Genomic DNA, 16,997 nt, shown 5'->3' on the forward strand with positions numbered 1-16,997 from the left:
AACTTCTTAAGAAAGTCTTCATAATTTGAATGCCTGAAAGTTAAGATTTACCGAGTAGAATTGGTATCATATAAGAAAGCGAGGTGCGGATGATGGCTAGATTTACAGTACTTGTTGCGGATGACGACCAAGAGATTCGAGACGGCATTGAAATTTACTTGAAAAATGAAGGTTATGACGTATTGAAGGCAGCGGACGGCAAAGAGGCGCTTGAACTTCTAGGGTCAAATGAAGTACATCTACTTGTTCTCGATATTATGATGCCGAATATGGATGGCATAACGGCGACGTTCAAAATTCGAGAAGAAAACAACATCCCGATCATTATGTTGAGTGCTAAGGTAGAAGACTCCGATAAAATTCATGGTTTGTCGGTCGGTGCCGATGATTACGTTACCAAACCTTTTCACCCGATGGAATTAATGGCGCGCGTCAAATCGCAATTACGCCGTTATGTTCAATTTGGGACATACGAAGGTTCACAAAAGAAGATTGTTATCGATGGGCTTGCACTTGATGAAGAGGCCAAAGAAATTACTGTTGATGGGGTAGGGGTAAAACTAACGCCAATCGAATTTAAAATAACCGAATTACTGATGAAAAACGCAGGACGTGTTTTCTCAATTAATGAAATTTACGAACGAGTTTGGAACGAACAGGCATACAATGCTGAAAATATCGTCGCAGTTCATATACGGAAAATCCGCGAAAAGATTGAAGCTGATCCAAAAAATCCGCGTTACGTAAAGGTGGTGTGGGGCATTGGCTACAAAATCGAGAAGTAAAAGCGCACTTTTTTGGTCAATTATTGCCCTGATCATAGCAACCGTTAGCATCGGTTATTGTTTTACGCATTTTTTCGACCTGTATTACGGAGAAACATTCCGGTCCAACCGGATGATTGTCCAACTAACAAGAATGTTTAGCGGAGGCCTGTAAGAATGAAAAATAATAAAATGCAACTTTTTGTCTGGTCTATTCTCGCAGCCCTGCTATTAATAGCCATACCATCAGCATTGCAATTTTCGCCTACCTATATTGGAAAAAACTATTTCGATACAGAAGACTTTCAAAGAGAAATGGACAATTTTTATGGCATGCTGGGTCCAGCGGTTTTGAATCCGCTCGATATTGAAGAGGCGAAAAAGAAAATTCCGGTTACAAATGATGAAATAGAAGAACATCGCAATTATTATGGCTCTCTTTCAGATCAACTGACCAATCTTCATGACCAGTATGAGGAACGAGTTAATGAAGCTAAGTCTTCGGGGAATAAACAACTCGAAGCCGCATTAATCAAAGAACGGGATATTAAGATCGCGGATGTTGAGATGAATTTTGAAAGTGATGAGCATGTTGAAGCCAAAATTCGGGCTGAAAAAGAAATTGTTTTGGAGAAATATATAAATGAACTTAAGGGTACTGAACTGTCACTTTTTCCGATAGCCTATCATCTAACAGACGTGGAAACCGGTGAAACGTTTTCATCTGGTAGTGTGACCGTGAAATCAGTATACAAAAAGGTGTTTAATGAAGAGGAAGGATTATTTAAAGCTAATTCTATCCCTCGTAATGACTACGATGAAGGGGAATATGTATCCAACTTTTTATATGAAGTAGCTGAATTAACGAATGGCAATATGTCTTTATTTAAAAATCCAGTAAGGACATACGAAGGGGAAGTCATAATACCAGATACTGCATTAGCTTCTGGTTATTTAAAAAGCCAAGTAGCAGAATTTAATAAAAGAAAATATGCAACTTATGCAATGTGGCTATTGGGAATCCTATCAGCTGTCGCCTTATTCACCATCGTTAAGTTTAGAAAAGAGTGGGTAACAAATACAAGGCTCAATGCGCGTTATGATAAATTAAAAATAGACATGAAAGCCGCTTTGTTTTTCTTGTCTATCCTAATTACGACCGAAATTATTTACCGGAATGCACAACCTAGCCATTACTTCCAAATCTATTCAGGAAATTTACTTGCGCATATTAGTTGGCTCATCATTCTGGCAATCGCGATTGCGGCCATATCGTTTCAACTTGTCGATTGTGTTGAACGTTGGAAGCATAAAGGCGTGCTGGAACAGGATATTGCAAACAGTTCCATTGTGAAGTTTTTCAGGGCAATACAGGAAATGTTCATGAGCAAAACAATTGGTATTCAAACGTTTATTTTGCTTGTTGGATTTTTTCTTGCTGGAGCTGGATTCGCTGGAGTCTTCGGATTTCTTCTCGGCGGAATGTATGTTGGCCCTTTCTTATTAGTCTTTTACGCAATATGTGTCGTGTTCTTGGGATTACCAGCGCTCTATATTTTCATGAGACGCTCAGCATATCTGAATCGAATTATTATCGCGACAGAAAAGATGGCACAAGGGCGGTTACAAGATGAAATTAAGATAGAAGGAAAATCACCATTAGCGGATCACGCAAGGAACCTGAATAACTTGCGCGAAGGCGTAAAAGTTTCGATGACGGAACAAGCGAAAAGTGAACGATTAAAGACCGAATTAATCACAAATGTGAGTCATGACTTGCGCACGCCGCTAACATCGATTATAACGTATACGGATTTATTGAAATCACCGGAATTAACAGAGGATGAGCGTCAAAAATACGTGGATATCCTTGATAAAAAATCACAGCGATTGAAAACGTTAATCGAAGATTTATTTGAAGTATCAAAAATGGCCAGCGGAAACCTAGAGCTTCATAAACAGCGAGTCGATTTGACGCAGCTGCTTCAACAGGCATTGGCGGAACATGCAGATGATATTTCTACGAACGGTCTTGATTTCCGAGTGAACTTGCCGGAAACTGAGATTGTTGCGAATGTCGATGGCCAAAGATGGTGGCGTGTCCTCGATAATTTAATCGTCAACGCGATCAAATACTCGATGCCGGGCACTCGCGTTTACATTACGCTAAAACAAGCAGGCGACCAGGCGAAGTTTGAACTGAAAAACATATCTCAGTATGAATTAAATGAAAACGGAGACGAACTATTTGAACGCTTTAAACGAGCAGATACTTCACGTCATACAGACGGTTCGGGTCTAGGTCTTGCCATCGCTCAATCCATTGTCGATATGCATGACGGAGAAATGAAGATTGAAGTGGACGGGGATTTATTTAAAGTAACGGTGTTAGTTCCAGTCATTTAATATTAACGCGAATCAAAAACTGTACAACTTGCTAATTTAGCAATGTGGTACAGTTTTTTTGTGTAGCTTTTTCATAGATTGATAGGGAAATTAACAAATATATGTTTATTGTGGTGGATTAGTAGGAATAGAACAATATGGAAGAAACCAAAAATAGATGGGAGGAAATTATATGTCAGACTTCACAGTTCAAGGATTTTTAAGTTGGTTGCCTGATTTATTAATAGGTTTACTGATTTTACTTGTTGGATTCATTATTGCGAAGGTTATCCAAGGAGTGGTTTACAAGCTGCTTCGTAAATTCCGCATGAATGAACGTCTTGGAACGACAGAATCGAAATGGAATATCGAGAAGATTATTAGTAAAGTTGTATTTTGGGGTATCATGCTTCTCGCATTGATTATGTTCCTTAATGTTATGAACATGAGCTTGATAGCAACACCATTCGTTTCAATTTATTCAGGATTTGCGGGTGCCATTCTTGGTATTTTAAAAGCCGCAATCATTTTATTTATTGCTTGGATATTGGCGCTTGTCGTGAAAAAGTTCATCCTTATGGCGGGTAATAAGTTAAATCTTAATAAGTATTTTGTGAAAGCCGGTGTTTCTGCGGAGGAAGCAAATAAATCGAAATGGATTGAAAATGCAGCAAACATCGCATTTTACTTGATACTGCTTTTATTCATGCCAGCTGTTTTACATGCGCTGGGATTAAGCGGTGTGAGTGGTCCTTTTGAAGGATTACTACAAGGATTCTTAAACTTCATACCAAAACTGGTTGGAGCGGCTATTATTTTTGTAGTAGGGTTTATCGTCGCAAAGATTATCCGCGTTATTTTAACAAAATTCTTGGAATCAATTGGAACAGATCGTTTTGCAGACAAATTAAAAATATCTTCGTTTTTAAAAGGAACGAGCCTTTCGAAATTAGTTGGAACGATTGCGTTTATTCTCATCATGATTCCAGTTACGATTTCATCGCTTGAAGCGCTTGACTTGCGCGGTATTTCAGAACCGGCAATTGCGATGTTGCATGACATTGTTGGTATGATACCGAAAATCATAATTGGAATAGTACTTGTGTTAGTTGGCGTACTTCTTGCTAAATGGATTAAAGGTGTCGTTGTTTCACTGCTTGAAAATTTAGGTGTCAATTCATTGTTCGGCAAAATGGGCGTTCGTTCTGTAAAGCCTTCAATGCCGTCACTAGCAGAGATTATAGGAACAATTGTACAAATTGTCGTCATTTTGTTGTTCGTTGTTGAAGCATTACAAGTTGTAAACTTACACTTTATGGTGTCGTTAGCTACAGGTATTTTTGCATATTTGCCAATGGTTCTAGCAGCAGTTGTTATTCTAGCTGTCGGATTCTGGTTAGCGAATCTTGCTGAACGTTTTGTCGGAAGCGTGATGACGAAACCATCCGGGGCACCGCATGTTCTACGATATGTTGCAAAGTATGCAATTCTAGCATTTGCTTTCTTCATGGCACTTAGTCAGCTTGGAATTGCACCAGCAATCATCAATGCAGCGTTTATTCTCATACTCGGCGGAGTTGCGCTCGCATTTGGCCTTGCATTTGGTCTAGGCGGCCGAGAGCATGCTTCTCGTTATCTATCGGAAATGGAAAGTAGTTTACAAGGTGCTGAAGTTTCAAAGACGAAGTGGGAACAAGAGAAAGCCGAAGTGAAAAATGAGGTTGAAGATGTTATAAACAATGCCGAAGTCGATCCGAACAAATCGACTCCAGGACAAGACACATCATATAATGAACCGAAACCGGGCGAAAGATACCCGTATGAAGGGGAAGGAAATGACGATCCAATAGTACCATAAAGGTAATGAAAGAATTGGACTGCTAATTTATTAGTAGTCCAATTTTTTAATAAAAGTAAAATATGTAAACCCCAACTAAAAGAACGCCGACATCCGCAAACATATGAATGATCCACGATGGTAAAATGGTTCCGCTTCTCTCATTTACCATTTGGAAAATGAAACCGCCAACCCATAAACCGAGGACAGCGAGCAGTAGTATTGGTAGATTGAACCACGGTAAAAATATTGCGACATGATAGACTGCAAAAAGTAGGGAAGGAATTATCAACCTGAAAAAATTATTTTTAAAGAAGCTTGGCAATAGTCCGCGAAAAAAGAACTCTTCTAATAGTGAATTCCCGATTAATATATAGAGAGCAACAAAAGGGAATACTGTAGCGGTTACACCTGCACGTTCAATTAAATCTAAAAGTAGCGAATCGATATCTATAGAAGGCATGAGTAAAATAAATGCCGCGATAATTACGAACATGACGGCGAGACCAGAAAGTATTGCGATTCGTAAACTTGTCCTATCTGTCTTTTTTATTGACAGAAAAGTGAGTTTTGTTTTCCTGAACAGAATTAGTGGAATAACAAGAAAGAGGATAACTTTCGCCATCGTTTTCCAAATATATGAAACTTCTATTCCTTGTTCAATCCAAAGTAAAAAAACGATACTAGCCAATGCTAATAAGAGTCCTTTTAACATTACACACCTCCGAAGTCTTTGTTAATACTATATGTCGGCAGAAGAGCCGTGTAAAGAAGAAGTTTCTAAATAGTCTTTATACTCGGATTGGGGTATACTAATTATAGGGCTGAGTTAATATTCTTAGTAAAAGGAGACGATAAAACATGAAAAAACATGAAAATTATCCAAACAAAGCCGATTTTGAACCTAATGTTGATAAACACGGGAAAACAAATGCTGACCTGCCACTTTCCGATCCGGCAGAATCGAATGAAACAGAAGTTTTTCGAGAAAACGAATATAAAGAAACAGAAAAAGATATACAAAAACCATCCGCTTATGGTGAACATAAAACAAGAAAATAGAGATAGAAATGAGGACGTTAACAATCGAAATCCTGAATCAGATGAATTTCACGCGTTTGTACACACTAGGTCGTCTTGAAAAAACGATTGACGCTGAGTGGGATACGCAACCGACTGGATTCAGTAATACAATACGTTGGAACGCCGGACATATTTATGTGACTTTGGAGTATTTTGTGCATCTGGTAGATAAAGAGTATGAAATCGTTAATGCCGAATGGATTCCGCTCTTTGTGAGAGGCTCTTCTCCTGCAATATGGGAAGGGGATATTCCTTCAAACGAGGAAATGGTAGTTGCATTGACAGAGCAAACTGCACGTCTAAAGGAAGTACTTTCGGGAAAAATCGAAGAACCTTTAGAAAATCCGATAGACTTTGGTAATCATACAATAAAGACAATCGGGGCGTTAATCTTATTTGCCATTTGGCATGAAGGTCTACACACAGGAATTATCGATGGTTTAAATCGTGCAACAGTAAACTAAAAGACTAAAAGTCAGCAGCCTAAATGTTTAGGTAGCTGACTTTTATTTTACTAAATCATGTTTAAACGCATAGATAACAGCTTGCGTCCGGTCCTGCACTTCTAGTTTAGACAATAAATTACTCACATGCGTTTTTACTGTTTTAACAGCAATGAATAATTCATCCGCGATTTCTTGATTCGTTTTTCCTTTTGAAATATGCAGCAATACTTCGAGTTCCCGTTCGGTTAACTGCTCATGGGGCGATGATTGATTGCCAACTCGCATTCGCTTCATCATTTTTGTTGTGACTTCTGGCTCTAGTACTGTTTGGCCTTTTAGTGTTTCACGAATTGCCTCTGCAATCCGTTTTGCATTCGACGTTTTTAATATGTAGCTAATTGCGCCCGCTTCGAGTGCAGGATACACTTTATCATCGTCCAAAAAGCTAGTAACAATCATTATCTTCGCTTCGGGCCATTGGTCAATGATCGCTTTAGTAGCCTCGGCCCCGTTCATCCCAGGCATGACCATGTCCATTAATATAATATCTGGTCGCAATTCAAGCGCTTTGTCGACCGCTTCAAGTCCATTAACAGCCTCCCCGACAACTTCCATATCAGGTTGAATTTTTAAGTATGCCGAAACACCGATACGAACCATTTCATGATCGTCTACCAATAAAATCTTAATCAATCGATTCCTCTCCTTTCAGCGTGGGTAATTTCACTTCAATAATCGTACCTTGCGAAGGGACGGAGACGATTTTACAAGTCGCTCCAATTTCAATGGCACGTTCTTTTACGTTTTGTAAGCCATAAGAACCCGTCTTTTCATCAACTTCCTGAAAACCGATGCCGTTATCTTGAACGCGAAAAATGGCAAGCCCATCTCGTTCCACTAAGAGAATATCAACTTCTGTTGCTTGTGCATGACGGAGTGTGTTGGACAAAGTCTCTTGAGCAATTCGGAATAGGTGATCTTCTGCCCCTTTGGAAAGATGAACTTCTTCTAAGCGGTAACGAATATCAAACAATACTTTCTCTTTCAATTCGACTAAGAGCTCTTCAAGTCCTTCTGCAAGAGACTTGTTTTTTAGTGCGGCCGGACGAAGATGGAGGAGTAGGGCCCTCATTTCCAATTGCGCTTGTTGAACCATTCGTTCAACCTGGTGAAGGGGTACTTTTGCTGCGGCATCTTCTTCGCCCTCCGTAATTGCTGACAAAAGCATAGAAGCGGCGAATAACTGTTGAGAGACAGAGTCATGTAATTCCCGCGCAAGTCGTTGGCGTTCTTGTACGACGCGTTCCTGAATGAGTTGGTCTTGCGTTTCAGCTCGTTCGTCCGTAATGCGTTGCAAGCTTTTTCGTTGCGAATGAATTAAATCTGAAACTGTTTCAATCGTCCGGTCCATACGAGGCGTGAATTTTTCTTTCGGATAGGTGTCTCCATCAGTAGCGAGTAAATTAGAGAGTCTCTCTTCGATGACTTTTTCTTTTGAGCGTTCCAAATTATGCGTCCAAATTGCAATGACCCATCCAAGGAGGAGGGCGGTATTCAGTATCCACCAACCAATCGGAACAGCGGAAACGGTTAACTCATAAAATGCTCGCCAACTTTCTTTTAGTGGCAAGCCGATAAGGAAATAAAGATAAAGTGCAGCAATCGTGATAAATAGGAATGTCAGGAAAAAACCACGCGCAATCACTTTTCTCATTTACGTGTCACCTCAACATCCCCAGCCCAAGTAGAAAGGGTAATAATAAGTTCTGGACTATTATCAATTGACTCAGAGTACCCATCTTTCATATGAAGAAACTCATTGACAAGCCTCTTTTTATGAACGCCAAAAAGTTTTGCTTCACCGAATAGAGTTGTGTAATGAACTCGAACGGGAATCTCATAGGGCAATTCGATTTTGATTTTCCCGATTCCTTGTCTGACGGAAATGAGGGAAGTTCCTTTCGGAAGAACCGTCTCCGTGACATCGATTGTAATATCGCCGAAGAAGCCTTGAATATGAACATCTTCCCATTCGTAAGATGAAAAGGGCGATGATTGGACTGAAAATAAATTATTTTTCCAAATTCCGTTCGGTGTTTCTTTTTTATATTCATGAAGAGGCCGCATAATTGTTTCTGCGGGAATGCCTTTCCATAATTTATAGAGGATATTAATGACTAAGATTAAGGCTAAAAGACGCAAACTCCATAAGGTAAATAAAGCAAGAACAATAAAGACAAATCCCGTAATGACTAGGAACTTAGATTGTTTTCGTATTCCGAAATAGAGAAGAAATGAACCGATAATCACAAAAGCGATACTGCCTGTGCGTAAAAAAACCGTTTCAAAAAGAACGAGGAGTAAAAATGCAAAGCCCCAAAACGTAATTTTGCTTGTATTAAATTGCTCTTTCATTTTACATCCTCCTCTGTGTGGTCTTGGTTGGGTGCTGAAGATGGAAAAAAGTGACTAAAAAGATGGAGAATAATTACTCTTTATCCCGTTGATTTCCGTTCCGGGCGGACGCTTTCCTGCGGGCATCACCTCAATCTCCTCGTCGCTACGCTCCTGCGGGGCTTTCGGTTGATGCTATTCCGCGGGAGTCGCCACCCTGCACTCCAATCAACTAATTCACTATAATAAGAAAGTTAATTATTTACCTTCTTTCTGATAAAGAAATTCATATTGACTGCAAGCCTGTTATAAGAAAAAACTTTGTTATACAGTTTTGATCTAGAAAAACATTATTTAAGATGTTACTAATAAATTTTACATTCTCTGTTATAAGAAACGTCAACAATTTACCAAAAATAAACCAGCGAGGGCGCCTTACAAGTGGTAGCCGGAGCGATAAGACTGGCAGTGGTCTTCTGTCAGGCTTATCGCGGGAGGCATCCACCAGCGCCGAAGCGTGTTTAATGAGAAACTCTCTACTGCTACTTGTTCCTGTAAGAAAGATTCCTCTTTATACTTTACAGTTTACACAACTTCGACATTTTTTTCATCAGTTGTTTCAAGTGATTCAAGTCGGCGTTCCATTGATGATGTTTCGTATTCACGGTCAATTTTACCGCCAAGGCTTTCGATGTACTGATTCATCTCGGTTAATGACGACACTTTTTCATCTGCTGTCTCAGGTGAAATCACTTTGTCCATTTGATGATGAGCGCGTGTGACATTTTCTTTGCCCATTAATTGTAACTGACGGACTTTCATATCTTTAACTTTATGTTTCATTTCTTCAAATTTACGTTCTAAAGAAGTTAATTCGTCAGTAACATGAATGATTGTTTCTGTAAGATCATTCGCGCGCTTTTCGTAAGCAGTAACTTCCTGTTCAGCGAACGCGACTAAATCTTCTTCGCCGACAGATTGTGCGAGCTTAAGCTGTTTTCGACGTTTATCGACCATTGTTTCAGCTTCAGTTAATTCTTTTTGAAGTTCCGTTTTAAGTTTAAATTGACGTTCGAGCAACTTTCCGACTGAATTTGTTTGTTTTTCTGCTTCTCGAATGTACTGGTTAAGCATTGCAATCGGGTTTTTATTTTCTTTCTTGTCAAAGGCATTATGTAAATCTGCCTGCACTGTGTATTTGAATCGGTTCCAAAGTGAATTCATGATAAATTCCTCCTCATTATTTTGTGATTTCTTCCCACTGTCTTTCGAAATTAACGAAAGGGTCATTTATGGGGCCATGTTCGATGATGTTGTCATCTGCTGGTGTGCTATTCCATTTGCGCCATACATATAACACACCGATAATCGCGATGATGCCGATAAACGCGGGCACATTTGAAATTGCTGTGATCAAGCCGATCAGAAGTACGCCTCCCCAGAATAACTTTGCGATTGTTGAGTCGCTTTTTCTGAAGTAGTGAAAACCTGCATAGGCGATTAGTGCTGACAAAGCGAGTGCTAATAATGAACCTAGATTTGCGACAGCGATAATTCCAGCGGTGATGCCGAGTAGTACAAGTCCGAATTTTTTCATTTTCCTTGCCTCCTTTATTTGTATCTTAATCTTATACTGGAATCGTGTTTGTCCCTACAGGCGCAAAGCGGATTTCCATCTAAGACCTAAGGCTGAATTATTTATACTACGCTATGGAAATTGGACTAGCTTTCATGTAAACTATAATTGAAGGAAGAGTCAATTAATTTAGATAACTGTTGAGTTGATTGATACAAAGGAAGGGGGACAGGCGCATATAAATAGGAAGAATTGCATATAATCATTCGGTATCGATGTTGGAAAGGCGAACGTACTTAATAATCTATTACCCATAAAAGGAGCTGGATTTAGTATGATGCAAACACCGCTTTTATTATCGTCATTTGTCAAACGAGCAGAACAGTTCTTTCCGGACAAGTTAATTATTTCTCGGACAGGCGAAGATAAGATCCACCGTATCCCGTATAGTGAATTTGCAAAACGAACGCGCAAACTCGCCGATGCACTGACAAAACTCGGTATGAAGCACGGAACGAAAGTCGGCTCATTTGGTTGGAATCACCATCGCCATTTGGAGGCTTATTTTGGCGTTCCGTGTACCGGTGCGATCCTTCATATGATTAATATACGACTGTCACCAGAACATATCGCTTATGTTATCAACCATGCCGAAGATGAAATTCTGCTTGTTGACGATAATTTATTTCCGCATCTCCAACAGCTTGCGCCTATGTTAAAAACAGTCAAGCATTATGTCATCATGGGCGACAGTAAAGATATACCTGAAACGACGCTCGAAAATGTTCATTCCTATGAAGCGCTGCTTGATGCAGCTTCCGATACATTTGAATTTCCAGAGGATTTAGATGAAAACACGCCTGCGGGAATGTGTTATACATCCGCGACAACGGGGAATCCGAAAGGCGTTGTATATACGCATCGAGGCCTCGTGTTACACAGTTATGCACTAGGTTTATCTGATGCGATGGGCATGTCCGAGCGTGATGTTACATTGGCAATTGTTCCGATGTTCCATGCAAATGCATGGGGGATGCCATTCGCCGCCGTGTTCTTTGGAACGTCACAAGTACTACCGGGACCAGGATTTAATCCGGCTTTAATTCTTGATCTTATCGAAAAAGAAAAAGTAACGATTACCGCGGGTGTCCCGACGATTTGGTTGGCAGTATTAAACGAACTTGAAAAGAATCCGCGAGATATATCATCGCTACGTGCGATTGTCAGCGGTGGTTCAGCTTCACCGAAAGGGCTAATCCGTGCTTTCGAAGAAAAGTATAAAGTGCCATTCATTGTCGGCTACGGATTAACCGAAACTTCGCCACTTGTCAGTTTGTCTGTATTTACATCTAAAATGGAAAACTATTCAATGGAAGAAAAAATCAATATACGCGCGCTCCAAGGGTTGACCATGCCTGGACTCGAGGTTCGCATTGTCAATGAAGACGGGGAAGTGCCCTGGGACGGGAAAACGATGGGCGAATTAACCATTAAAGGTCCTTGGATTGCAAGTGAATATTATAAAGATGAACGTACGACGGACGCATTTAAAGACGGATGGCTATATACGGGAGACATTGCGATCATGACGGAAGACGGCTATCTGAAATTGATGGATAGAACCGCAGATTTAATTAAAAGCGGCGGGGAGTGGATCTCGTCCGTTGATCTTGAAAATGCATTAATGACACATGACGCTGTATTTGAAGCGGCGGTAATCGCCATCCCGCATGAGAAGTGGTTGGAACGTCCACTCGCTTGCGTTGTGTTGCACGAAGGACAAACCGCTGATGAAGAAATGAAGGAAAAATTGTTGTCTTATATGGAAGGGCAATTTGCGAAATGGTGGGTTCCGGACGATGTCGTGTTTTTGGATGAGATTCCAAAAACATCTGTCGGTAAGTTTTTAAAAATGGCACTTAGAAAAGAACTGACAGAGAACGTCGAACAAGTTTAATAGAAAAGCCATCCTTTATCTTGGATGGCTTTTCCCTTTTATAGGAGTAAAAATTATTTAGTTATTTGGATCACTTGTAATTTTACGTGGGAAGGATTGGAGTGCATCCTTCTTTGTTCATATTTTGTGGAGAACTTTACGGTTTTTATCGAATGGCGTCGAATGTTCAGAATTTATCCACAAAATCGAAAAATTGTCCACCGAAATTGAGGATATCTTTTATAAGTCGCTAGATATGCACATGTTGATAAAGTATTTGGGTGTAATAAGCTGTCATGACGTTTCATCATTTCACATAAACTGTTCATGAGAAGGAACATTTTCAAGAATGGAACGTCCAGTTTAGGTGAATTTCAATTTGCACGGCAGTACTTATTTTAGTAGACTTGGTATCGGCGGGGATGAAGCATGGAAAATTGGATTACTGAATTTATGAGCGAGTTTGGCTATATTGGTGTATTATTGTTAATTATGCTTGAAAATATTTTTCCACCCATCCCATCAGAAGTGATTTTGACTTTTGGCGGTTTTATGACGACGTTTTCGAATATGACACCACTCGGCGTTATTATTGCTGCAACGATCGGATCTGTAATTGGAGCGATGATTTTATATAGCATAGGTCTTCTTATTGATGTTAGTCGTTTAGAAAAAATCGTCGATCGATGGGGACACCTATTACGGTTGACAAGGAAAGACATTCATAAAGCGGACGCGTGGTTTGATAAATATGGTCCGTGGACTGTATTTTTTTGCCGGTTAGTTCCACTTATTCGGAGCCTAATTTCAGTTCCGGCAGGCATGTCCAATATGAACTTTCCACTATTCATATTATTAACGACGCTTGGTAGTTTACTGTGGAACGGGATTCTCGTTTCAGTCGGTGTCGCGGTCGGAGACAATTGGGAATCGATTGTTTATTATATGGATATTTATTCGAACATTGCGTATGTACTAATCGGAATGAGCGGAGTCGCGGCGACTATTTGGTATATTCGCTTCCGCAGAAAGAGGGCTTAGGTGACTTATGGACTTTTTTGAATTAATAAAAGCACTTATTTTAGGATTTGTAGAAGGTATGACAGAATTTGCGCCGGTCTCTTCAACGGGGCACTTAATCATTGTCGATGATATGTGGTTGAAATCTCAAGAGTTTCTTGGGAAGTATCCTGCGAATACATTTAAAATTGTTATTCAGTTAGGATCGATACTGGCAGTCGTCGTCGTTTTTTGGAAACGTTTATTCAGTTTGGTTGGACTTTATAAAATTGATGGAAAGAAAATGAATAATCGGTTCAATTTAATGCATGTAATTGTCGGGATGTTGCCTGCAGTTATTCTTGGTTTTGCATTTAAAGATTTAATCGACGATTATTTATTCAGAGTTGAAACGGTCATTGCAGCGCTTGTCGTAGGTGCAATTCTTATGATTGGTGCAGATAAGCTCGGACCGAAAAATCCAAAAGTGAAAACATTGGATCAAATTAGTTACCGACAAGCATTTACGGTGGGGCTTGTTCAATGTTTTTCATTGTGGCCAGGATTTTCCCGTTCAGGCGCGACAATTTCAGGTGGTGTTTTATTCGGCATGAACCACCGGACAGCCGCGGATTTTACATTCATCATGGCAGTTCCGATTATGATGGGGGCAAGTCTCGTTTCGGTTTTAAAGAACTGGGAACATATGGAGATGAATTATTTATCGTTTTATATAGTCGGTTTCGTAAGTGCATTTGTATTCGCGCTCATTTCGATTCGTTTCTTCTTGAAATTAATTTCGAAAGTGAAACTCATGCCATTCGCGATTTATAGACTTATTCTAGCAGCGATACTAGCGATTATCGTCTTCACATAAAAAATGACCTGTGCGTATGAATATGCACGGGTCATTTTTTAATTGTTATCGAACTTTGCTTAATTCTTCATGGATCAATTTCATATTGTATTCCAAGTATTTTACATACGTATCAATTTCATCGCCCGGGTTTCCGATTTCATCAGAATAGATTGGTTTCTCGGCTATCGGAACACCGCTTTCCTTAGAGACGGTTTCCATTGGACGCGTGTCGACATTGGATTCTACAAACAGAACTGGCACCTTATTTTCTTGGATATAGTGCACGAGGTCTTTGATTTGTTTCGGAGAACCATTTTCTTCTGTATCCACTTCCCAGATGAATGCTTCTCTTAAACCGTAGCGATCATTCAAGTATTGGAAAGCACGTTCACTTGTAACAAGGACGCGATTTTCTTCTGGGATGCTTTGAATGCGCGCTTCAAATTCTTTATCAAGATCTTTTAGCCGCTCGACATACGCATCACCTTGTTCTTTAATCTTATCGCCTTTAGTGGGGTGCTTTGCCATTAAAGCATCACGCATATCTTCCGCCATCTTGACACCCACAGCCGGGTCGATGAACGAATGAGGGTTAACTTCTTCTTCGCCATTACCGCCGGACAAGTATCTCGGTTCCACTCGTTCCGTCATACTATAAATGTTTTCATCCTTCTGACTCACGGCGTCCATCATTTTCATGAACCAGCCATTTTCCCCGCCTTCAAGATTTAATCCGTTATAGAAAAGGATATCCGCATCAGTAGCTGCTTTGATATCGTTCGGCAAAGGTTCATATTCATGGGGATCTGTTCCGCTCGGTACTAGGTTATACACCTCCACGAAATCGCCGCCGATTTCTCTTGCCATATCGGCGATAATTGTAAAGGATGTAACGACTTTCAACTTCCCATTTGTCTCTGTTTCTTCATTGCCGCCGTCATTGTTTCCACATGCTGCTAGTGTAAATACAGCAAGGAAAGACAGGGCGAGCAATTTCATTAAACTTTTCATGTGACTGATTCTACTCCTCTGTATTTTATTATGCTAAATTCCATTCTTAGCTGTTGCTTCTTTGCGTTTTCCTAGCAGTCGAATCTTTTTAGACACGATGCCTTGTTTCGGTGCGAATAAAAAGGCGATCAAGAATAACGAAGTTGTGGCAAGAGCAATTACGGGCCCGGACGGTAAATTGTACAAGAAGCTAAAGTAAAGACCAATAACAGAAGATAATGCTCCGAAGAACGCGGCCAAAACGACCATGACCGATAATCTGTTTGTAAGAAGATAGGCTGTTGAAGCAGGCGTGATCAACATTGAAACAACCAAGATGACGCCGACTGTTTGTAACGAAGCCACCGTGACTAGCGTGAGCAAAAACATAATTGTATAGTGAATCATGCGCGTTTTCAAACCGTACGCGGCAGCCATAGTCTCATCAAAACTAGAGACAAGCAATTCTTTAAAGAATAAGACGACAACCAAAATAACAAATGCGCCTATAATCAGGGTCAACCACATATCTGACGAACGAACCGACAAAACATTTCCAAATAGAATTTGCGTCAAGTCAGTCGCGCTGCCGGCTCGCGTAATCAAAATGATTCCAAGCGCAAAAAACGCCGAGAATACCAATCCAATTGCCGCATCGTTTTTAATACGGCTGTTTTGCGAGATGGCTCCGATTCCGAATGCTGTCAAAATACCGGTCGCCACAGCCCCGTAGAAAAAGTTGATGCCGAGCATGTAGGAAATTGCAACACCTGGCAGAACTGCATGTGAAATGGCGTCACCCATTAATGCCATACCACGCAGGACGATGAAGCAGCCGATGACCCCGCATATGATGCCAACCATGATTGACGTGGCAAATGCTTTTTGCAAAAAGCCGTAGGTCATTAGATCATGTATAAAATCCATTACATTGAAACCTCCAAACCATCTAGCATGAGTTCGCGTTGGTATGCCTTTGCCATATTGTCTCGCTGAAACACTTTATTGACAGGACCCGCGTCTATTAGTTCTTTATTTATCAAAACAAGTTCATCAAAATAGCTTTTCACTTTCGATAAGTCATGATGTACGACGAAAACGATTTTTCCAGCTTTCCTCAATTGGCGTAAAATATCGATGATGACTTCTTCGCTCGATACGTCGATCCCCACAAACGGCTCGTCGAGGAAGAAATAATCTGCCTTCTGCGCCAGCGCTCTTGCGAGGAACACCCGTTGTTGCTGCCCACCTGACAACTCGCCAATTTGACGCTTGGCGAATTCCTCCATTCCTACTTGCCTCAAGCATTCCATCGACCACTCTTTATCCTCTTTTTTCGGTCGGCGAAACAAGCCGGTTTTCGGATACGTCCCAAGCAGCACCGTATCTTTCACGATGATTGGGAAATTCCAGTCAATATTGGATCGTTGTGGAACATAAGCAATTTGCTTACGCATTTCATCTATTGAATGCGTTCCAAGTCGTACATCACCTTGGTCTCGGGGGATTAATCCGAGCATCGCTTGAAGTAATGATGACTTTCCCGCGCCGTTTGGTCCAAGCACGCCAATCAAACTTCCTGGCTCAAACGAGAATGATACGTCTTTTACTACCTCATTGTCGTCGTATGAAACACTTATGTTATTTACTGTTATCGGATCAATCATGCAATTTGCCTCCTTGTTGATTTGTATATAAAACAAAAGTTTCCCTCGTGCAACTTTTTGG

Annotated in this window: 17 protein-coding genes; 8 read left to right on the forward strand and 9 right to left on the reverse strand. The window is 40.4% G+C overall.

Annotated elements, in window-relative coordinates:
- The first annotated feature begins 92 nt into the window (after positions 1-92).
- The 3 genes from JSQ81_RS14305 (at position 93) to JSQ81_RS14315 (ending at position 5,007) form a co-directional block, all read left to right on the forward strand.
- The gene (locus JSQ81_RS14305) at positions 93-785 is read left to right on the forward strand and encodes a response regulator transcription factor (protein ID WP_212604694.1); all 693 of its coding nucleotides are present in this window, start codon (positions 93-95) and stop codon (positions 783-785) included.
- Positions 786-941: 156 nt separating this feature from the next.
- Positions 942-3,170, forward strand: coding sequence for a sensor histidine kinase (locus tag JSQ81_RS14310; protein ID WP_212604695.1), 2,229 nt, complete (start codon positions 942-944; stop codon positions 3,168-3,170).
- Positions 3,171-3,342: 172 nt separating this feature from the next.
- On the forward strand, positions 3,343-5,007 hold the full coding sequence (locus tag JSQ81_RS14315) for a mechanosensitive ion channel (protein ID WP_212604696.1): 1,665 nt from the start codon (positions 3,343-3,345) through the stop codon (positions 5,005-5,007).
- A gap of 46 nt (positions 5,008-5,053) precedes the next feature.
- On the opposite strand, the gene JSQ81_RS14320 is transcribed toward JSQ81_RS14315, so the two are convergent.
- Positions 5,054-5,701: a CPBP family intramembrane glutamic endopeptidase gene (locus JSQ81_RS14320; RefSeq protein WP_212604697.1), complete on the reverse strand. Its 648-nt coding sequence runs from the start codon at positions 5,699-5,701 to the stop codon at positions 5,054-5,056.
- 146 nt (positions 5,702-5,847) lie between these two features.
- Between JSQ81_RS14320 and JSQ81_RS14325 the strand changes: the two genes are divergently transcribed.
- Positions 5,848-6,048 (forward strand): hypothetical protein, encoded by a 201-nt coding sequence (locus JSQ81_RS14325; RefSeq protein ID WP_212604698.1) that lies wholly within the window; start codon positions 5,848-5,850, stop codon positions 6,046-6,048.
- Between the two features lie 8 nt (positions 6,049-6,056).
- Positions 6,057-6,533, forward strand: a complete 477-nt coding sequence (locus JSQ81_RS14330; protein WP_212604699.1) for a DinB family protein — start codon at positions 6,057-6,059, stop codon at positions 6,531-6,533.
- A gap of 42 nt (positions 6,534-6,575) precedes the next feature.
- Here the strand turns inward: JSQ81_RS14330 and JSQ81_RS14335 are convergent, their stop codons facing one another.
- From JSQ81_RS14335 to JSQ81_RS14355, 5 genes are all read right to left on the reverse strand, one after another.
- Entirely contained in the window at positions 6,576-7,208 is a 633-nt protein-coding gene (locus JSQ81_RS14335; RefSeq protein WP_212604700.1) for a response regulator, read from the reverse strand.
- Positions 7,201-8,229 carry a sensor histidine kinase gene (locus tag JSQ81_RS14340; protein ID WP_212604701.1) on the reverse strand — a complete coding sequence of 343 codons (1,029 nt, stop codon included), beginning with the start codon at positions 8,227-8,229 and terminating at the stop codon, positions 7,201-7,203. The genes JSQ81_RS14335 and JSQ81_RS14340 overlap by 8 nt, the downstream gene beginning before the upstream one ends.
- Complete coding sequence (gene liaF / locus JSQ81_RS14345; RefSeq protein WP_212604702.1) at positions 8,226-8,930, reverse strand: cell wall-active antibiotics response protein LiaF; 705 nt, start codon at positions 8,928-8,930, stop codon at positions 8,226-8,228. The genes JSQ81_RS14340 and liaF overlap by 4 nt, the downstream gene beginning before the upstream one ends.
- Positions 8,931-9,494: 564 nt before the next feature.
- Positions 9,495-10,133, reverse strand: a complete 639-nt coding sequence (locus JSQ81_RS14350; RefSeq protein WP_212604703.1) for a PspA/IM30 family protein — start codon at positions 10,131-10,133, stop codon at positions 9,495-9,497.
- A gap of 16 nt (positions 10,134-10,149) precedes the next feature.
- Positions 10,150-10,506 (reverse strand): lmo0954 family membrane protein, encoded by a 357-nt coding sequence (locus tag JSQ81_RS14355; protein ID WP_212604704.1) that lies wholly within the window; start codon positions 10,504-10,506, stop codon positions 10,150-10,152.
- Between the two features lie 313 nt (positions 10,507-10,819).
- On the opposite strand from JSQ81_RS14355, the gene JSQ81_RS14360 reads away from it, so the two are divergent.
- The 3 genes from JSQ81_RS14360 to JSQ81_RS14370 all read left to right on the forward strand — a co-directional run bounded on the left by JSQ81_RS14360 (position 10,820) and on the right by JSQ81_RS14370 (position 14,297).
- Positions 10,820-12,442: a long-chain fatty acid--CoA ligase gene (locus JSQ81_RS14360; protein ID WP_212604705.1), complete on the forward strand. Its 1,623-nt coding sequence runs from the start codon at positions 10,820-10,822 to the stop codon at positions 12,440-12,442.
- 408 nt (positions 12,443-12,850) lie between these two features.
- On the forward strand, positions 12,851-13,462 hold the full coding sequence (locus tag JSQ81_RS14365) for a DedA family protein (RefSeq protein ID WP_212604706.1): 612 nt from the start codon (positions 12,851-12,853) through the stop codon (positions 13,460-13,462).
- A gap of 7 nt (positions 13,463-13,469) precedes the next feature.
- Positions 13,470-14,297, forward strand: coding sequence for an undecaprenyl-diphosphate phosphatase (locus JSQ81_RS14370; RefSeq protein WP_212604707.1), 828 nt, complete (start codon positions 13,470-13,472; stop codon positions 14,295-14,297).
- A 45-nt stretch (positions 14,298-14,342) separates the two neighbouring features.
- Here the strand turns inward: JSQ81_RS14370 and JSQ81_RS14375 are convergent, their stop codons facing one another.
- From JSQ81_RS14375 to JSQ81_RS14385, 3 genes are read right to left on the reverse strand one after another with little or no spacing between them, the layout of a single operon-like run.
- Positions 14,343-15,290, reverse strand: a complete 948-nt coding sequence (locus JSQ81_RS14375) for a metal ABC transporter solute-binding protein, Zn/Mn family (RefSeq protein WP_212604708.1) — start codon at positions 15,288-15,290, stop codon at positions 14,343-14,345.
- 33 nt (positions 15,291-15,323) lie between these two features.
- Positions 15,324-16,196 (reverse strand): metal ABC transporter permease, encoded by an 873-nt coding sequence (locus JSQ81_RS14380; RefSeq protein ID WP_212604709.1) that lies wholly within the window; start codon positions 16,194-16,196, stop codon positions 15,324-15,326.
- A complete protein-coding gene (locus tag JSQ81_RS14385) occupies positions 16,196-16,936 on the reverse strand; it encodes a metal ABC transporter ATP-binding protein (RefSeq protein WP_212604710.1) in 741 nt (246 codons plus the stop codon). The genes JSQ81_RS14380 and JSQ81_RS14385 overlap by 1 nt, the downstream gene beginning before the upstream one ends.
- Positions 16,937-16,997: the final 61 nt, after the last annotated feature.

It is taken from the genome of Sporosarcina sp. Marseille-Q4063 (assembly GCF_018309085.1).
GTDB lineage: Bacteria > Bacillota > Bacilli > Bacillales_A > Planococcaceae > Sporosarcina.

What these genes read in the sequence shown, in the direction of transcription:
- JSQ81_RS14305 (WP_212604694.1), top strand. Translation starts at nt 93, where the DNA reads ATGGCTAGATTTACAGTACTTGTTGCGGATGACGACCAAGAGATTCGA.
- JSQ81_RS14310 (WP_212604695.1), top strand. Translation starts at nt 942, where the DNA reads ATGAAAAATAATAAAATGCAACTTTTTGTCTGGTCTATTCTCGCAGCC.
- JSQ81_RS14315 (WP_212604696.1), top strand. Translation starts at nt 3,343, where the DNA reads ATGTCAGACTTCACAGTTCAAGGATTTTTAAGTTGGTTGCCTGATTTA.
- JSQ81_RS14320 (WP_212604697.1), bottom strand. Translation starts at nt 5,701, where the DNA reads ATGTTAAAAGGACTCTTATTAGCATTGGCTAGTATCGTTTTTTTACTT.
- JSQ81_RS14325 (WP_212604698.1), top strand. Translation starts at nt 5,848, where the DNA reads ATGAAAAAACATGAAAATTATCCAAACAAAGCCGATTTTGAACCTAAT.
- JSQ81_RS14330 (WP_212604699.1), top strand. Translation starts at nt 6,057, where the DNA reads ATGAGGACGTTAACAATCGAAATCCTGAATCAGATGAATTTCACGCGT.
- JSQ81_RS14340 (WP_212604701.1), bottom strand. Translation starts at nt 8,229, where the DNA reads ATGAGAAAAGTGATTGCGCGTGGTTTTTTCCTGACATTCCTATTTATC.
- liaF (WP_212604702.1), bottom strand. Translation starts at nt 8,930, where the DNA reads ATGAAAGAGCAATTTAATACAAGCAAAATTACGTTTTGGGGCTTTGCA.
- JSQ81_RS14350 (WP_212604703.1), bottom strand. Translation starts at nt 10,133, where the DNA reads ATGAATTCACTTTGGAACCGATTCAAATACACAGTGCAGGCAGATTTA.
- JSQ81_RS14355 (WP_212604704.1), bottom strand. Translation starts at nt 10,506, where the DNA reads ATGAAAAAATTCGGACTTGTACTACTCGGCATCACCGCTGGAATTATC.
- JSQ81_RS14360 (WP_212604705.1), top strand. Translation starts at nt 10,820, where the DNA reads ATGATGCAAACACCGCTTTTATTATCGTCATTTGTCAAACGAGCAGAA.
- JSQ81_RS14365 (WP_212604706.1), top strand. Translation starts at nt 12,851, where the DNA reads ATGGAAAATTGGATTACTGAATTTATGAGCGAGTTTGGCTATATTGGT.
- JSQ81_RS14370 (WP_212604707.1), top strand. Translation starts at nt 13,470, where the DNA reads ATGGACTTTTTTGAATTAATAAAAGCACTTATTTTAGGATTTGTAGAA.
- JSQ81_RS14375 (WP_212604708.1), bottom strand. Translation starts at nt 15,290, where the DNA reads ATGAAAAGTTTAATGAAATTGCTCGCCCTGTCTTTCCTTGCTGTATTT.
- JSQ81_RS14380 (WP_212604709.1), bottom strand. Translation starts at nt 16,196, where the DNA reads ATGGATTTTATACATGATCTAATGACCTACGGCTTTTTGCAAAAAGCA.
- JSQ81_RS14385 (WP_212604710.1), bottom strand. Translation starts at nt 16,936, where the DNA reads ATGATTGATCCGATAACAGTAAATAACATAAGTGTTTCATACGACGAC.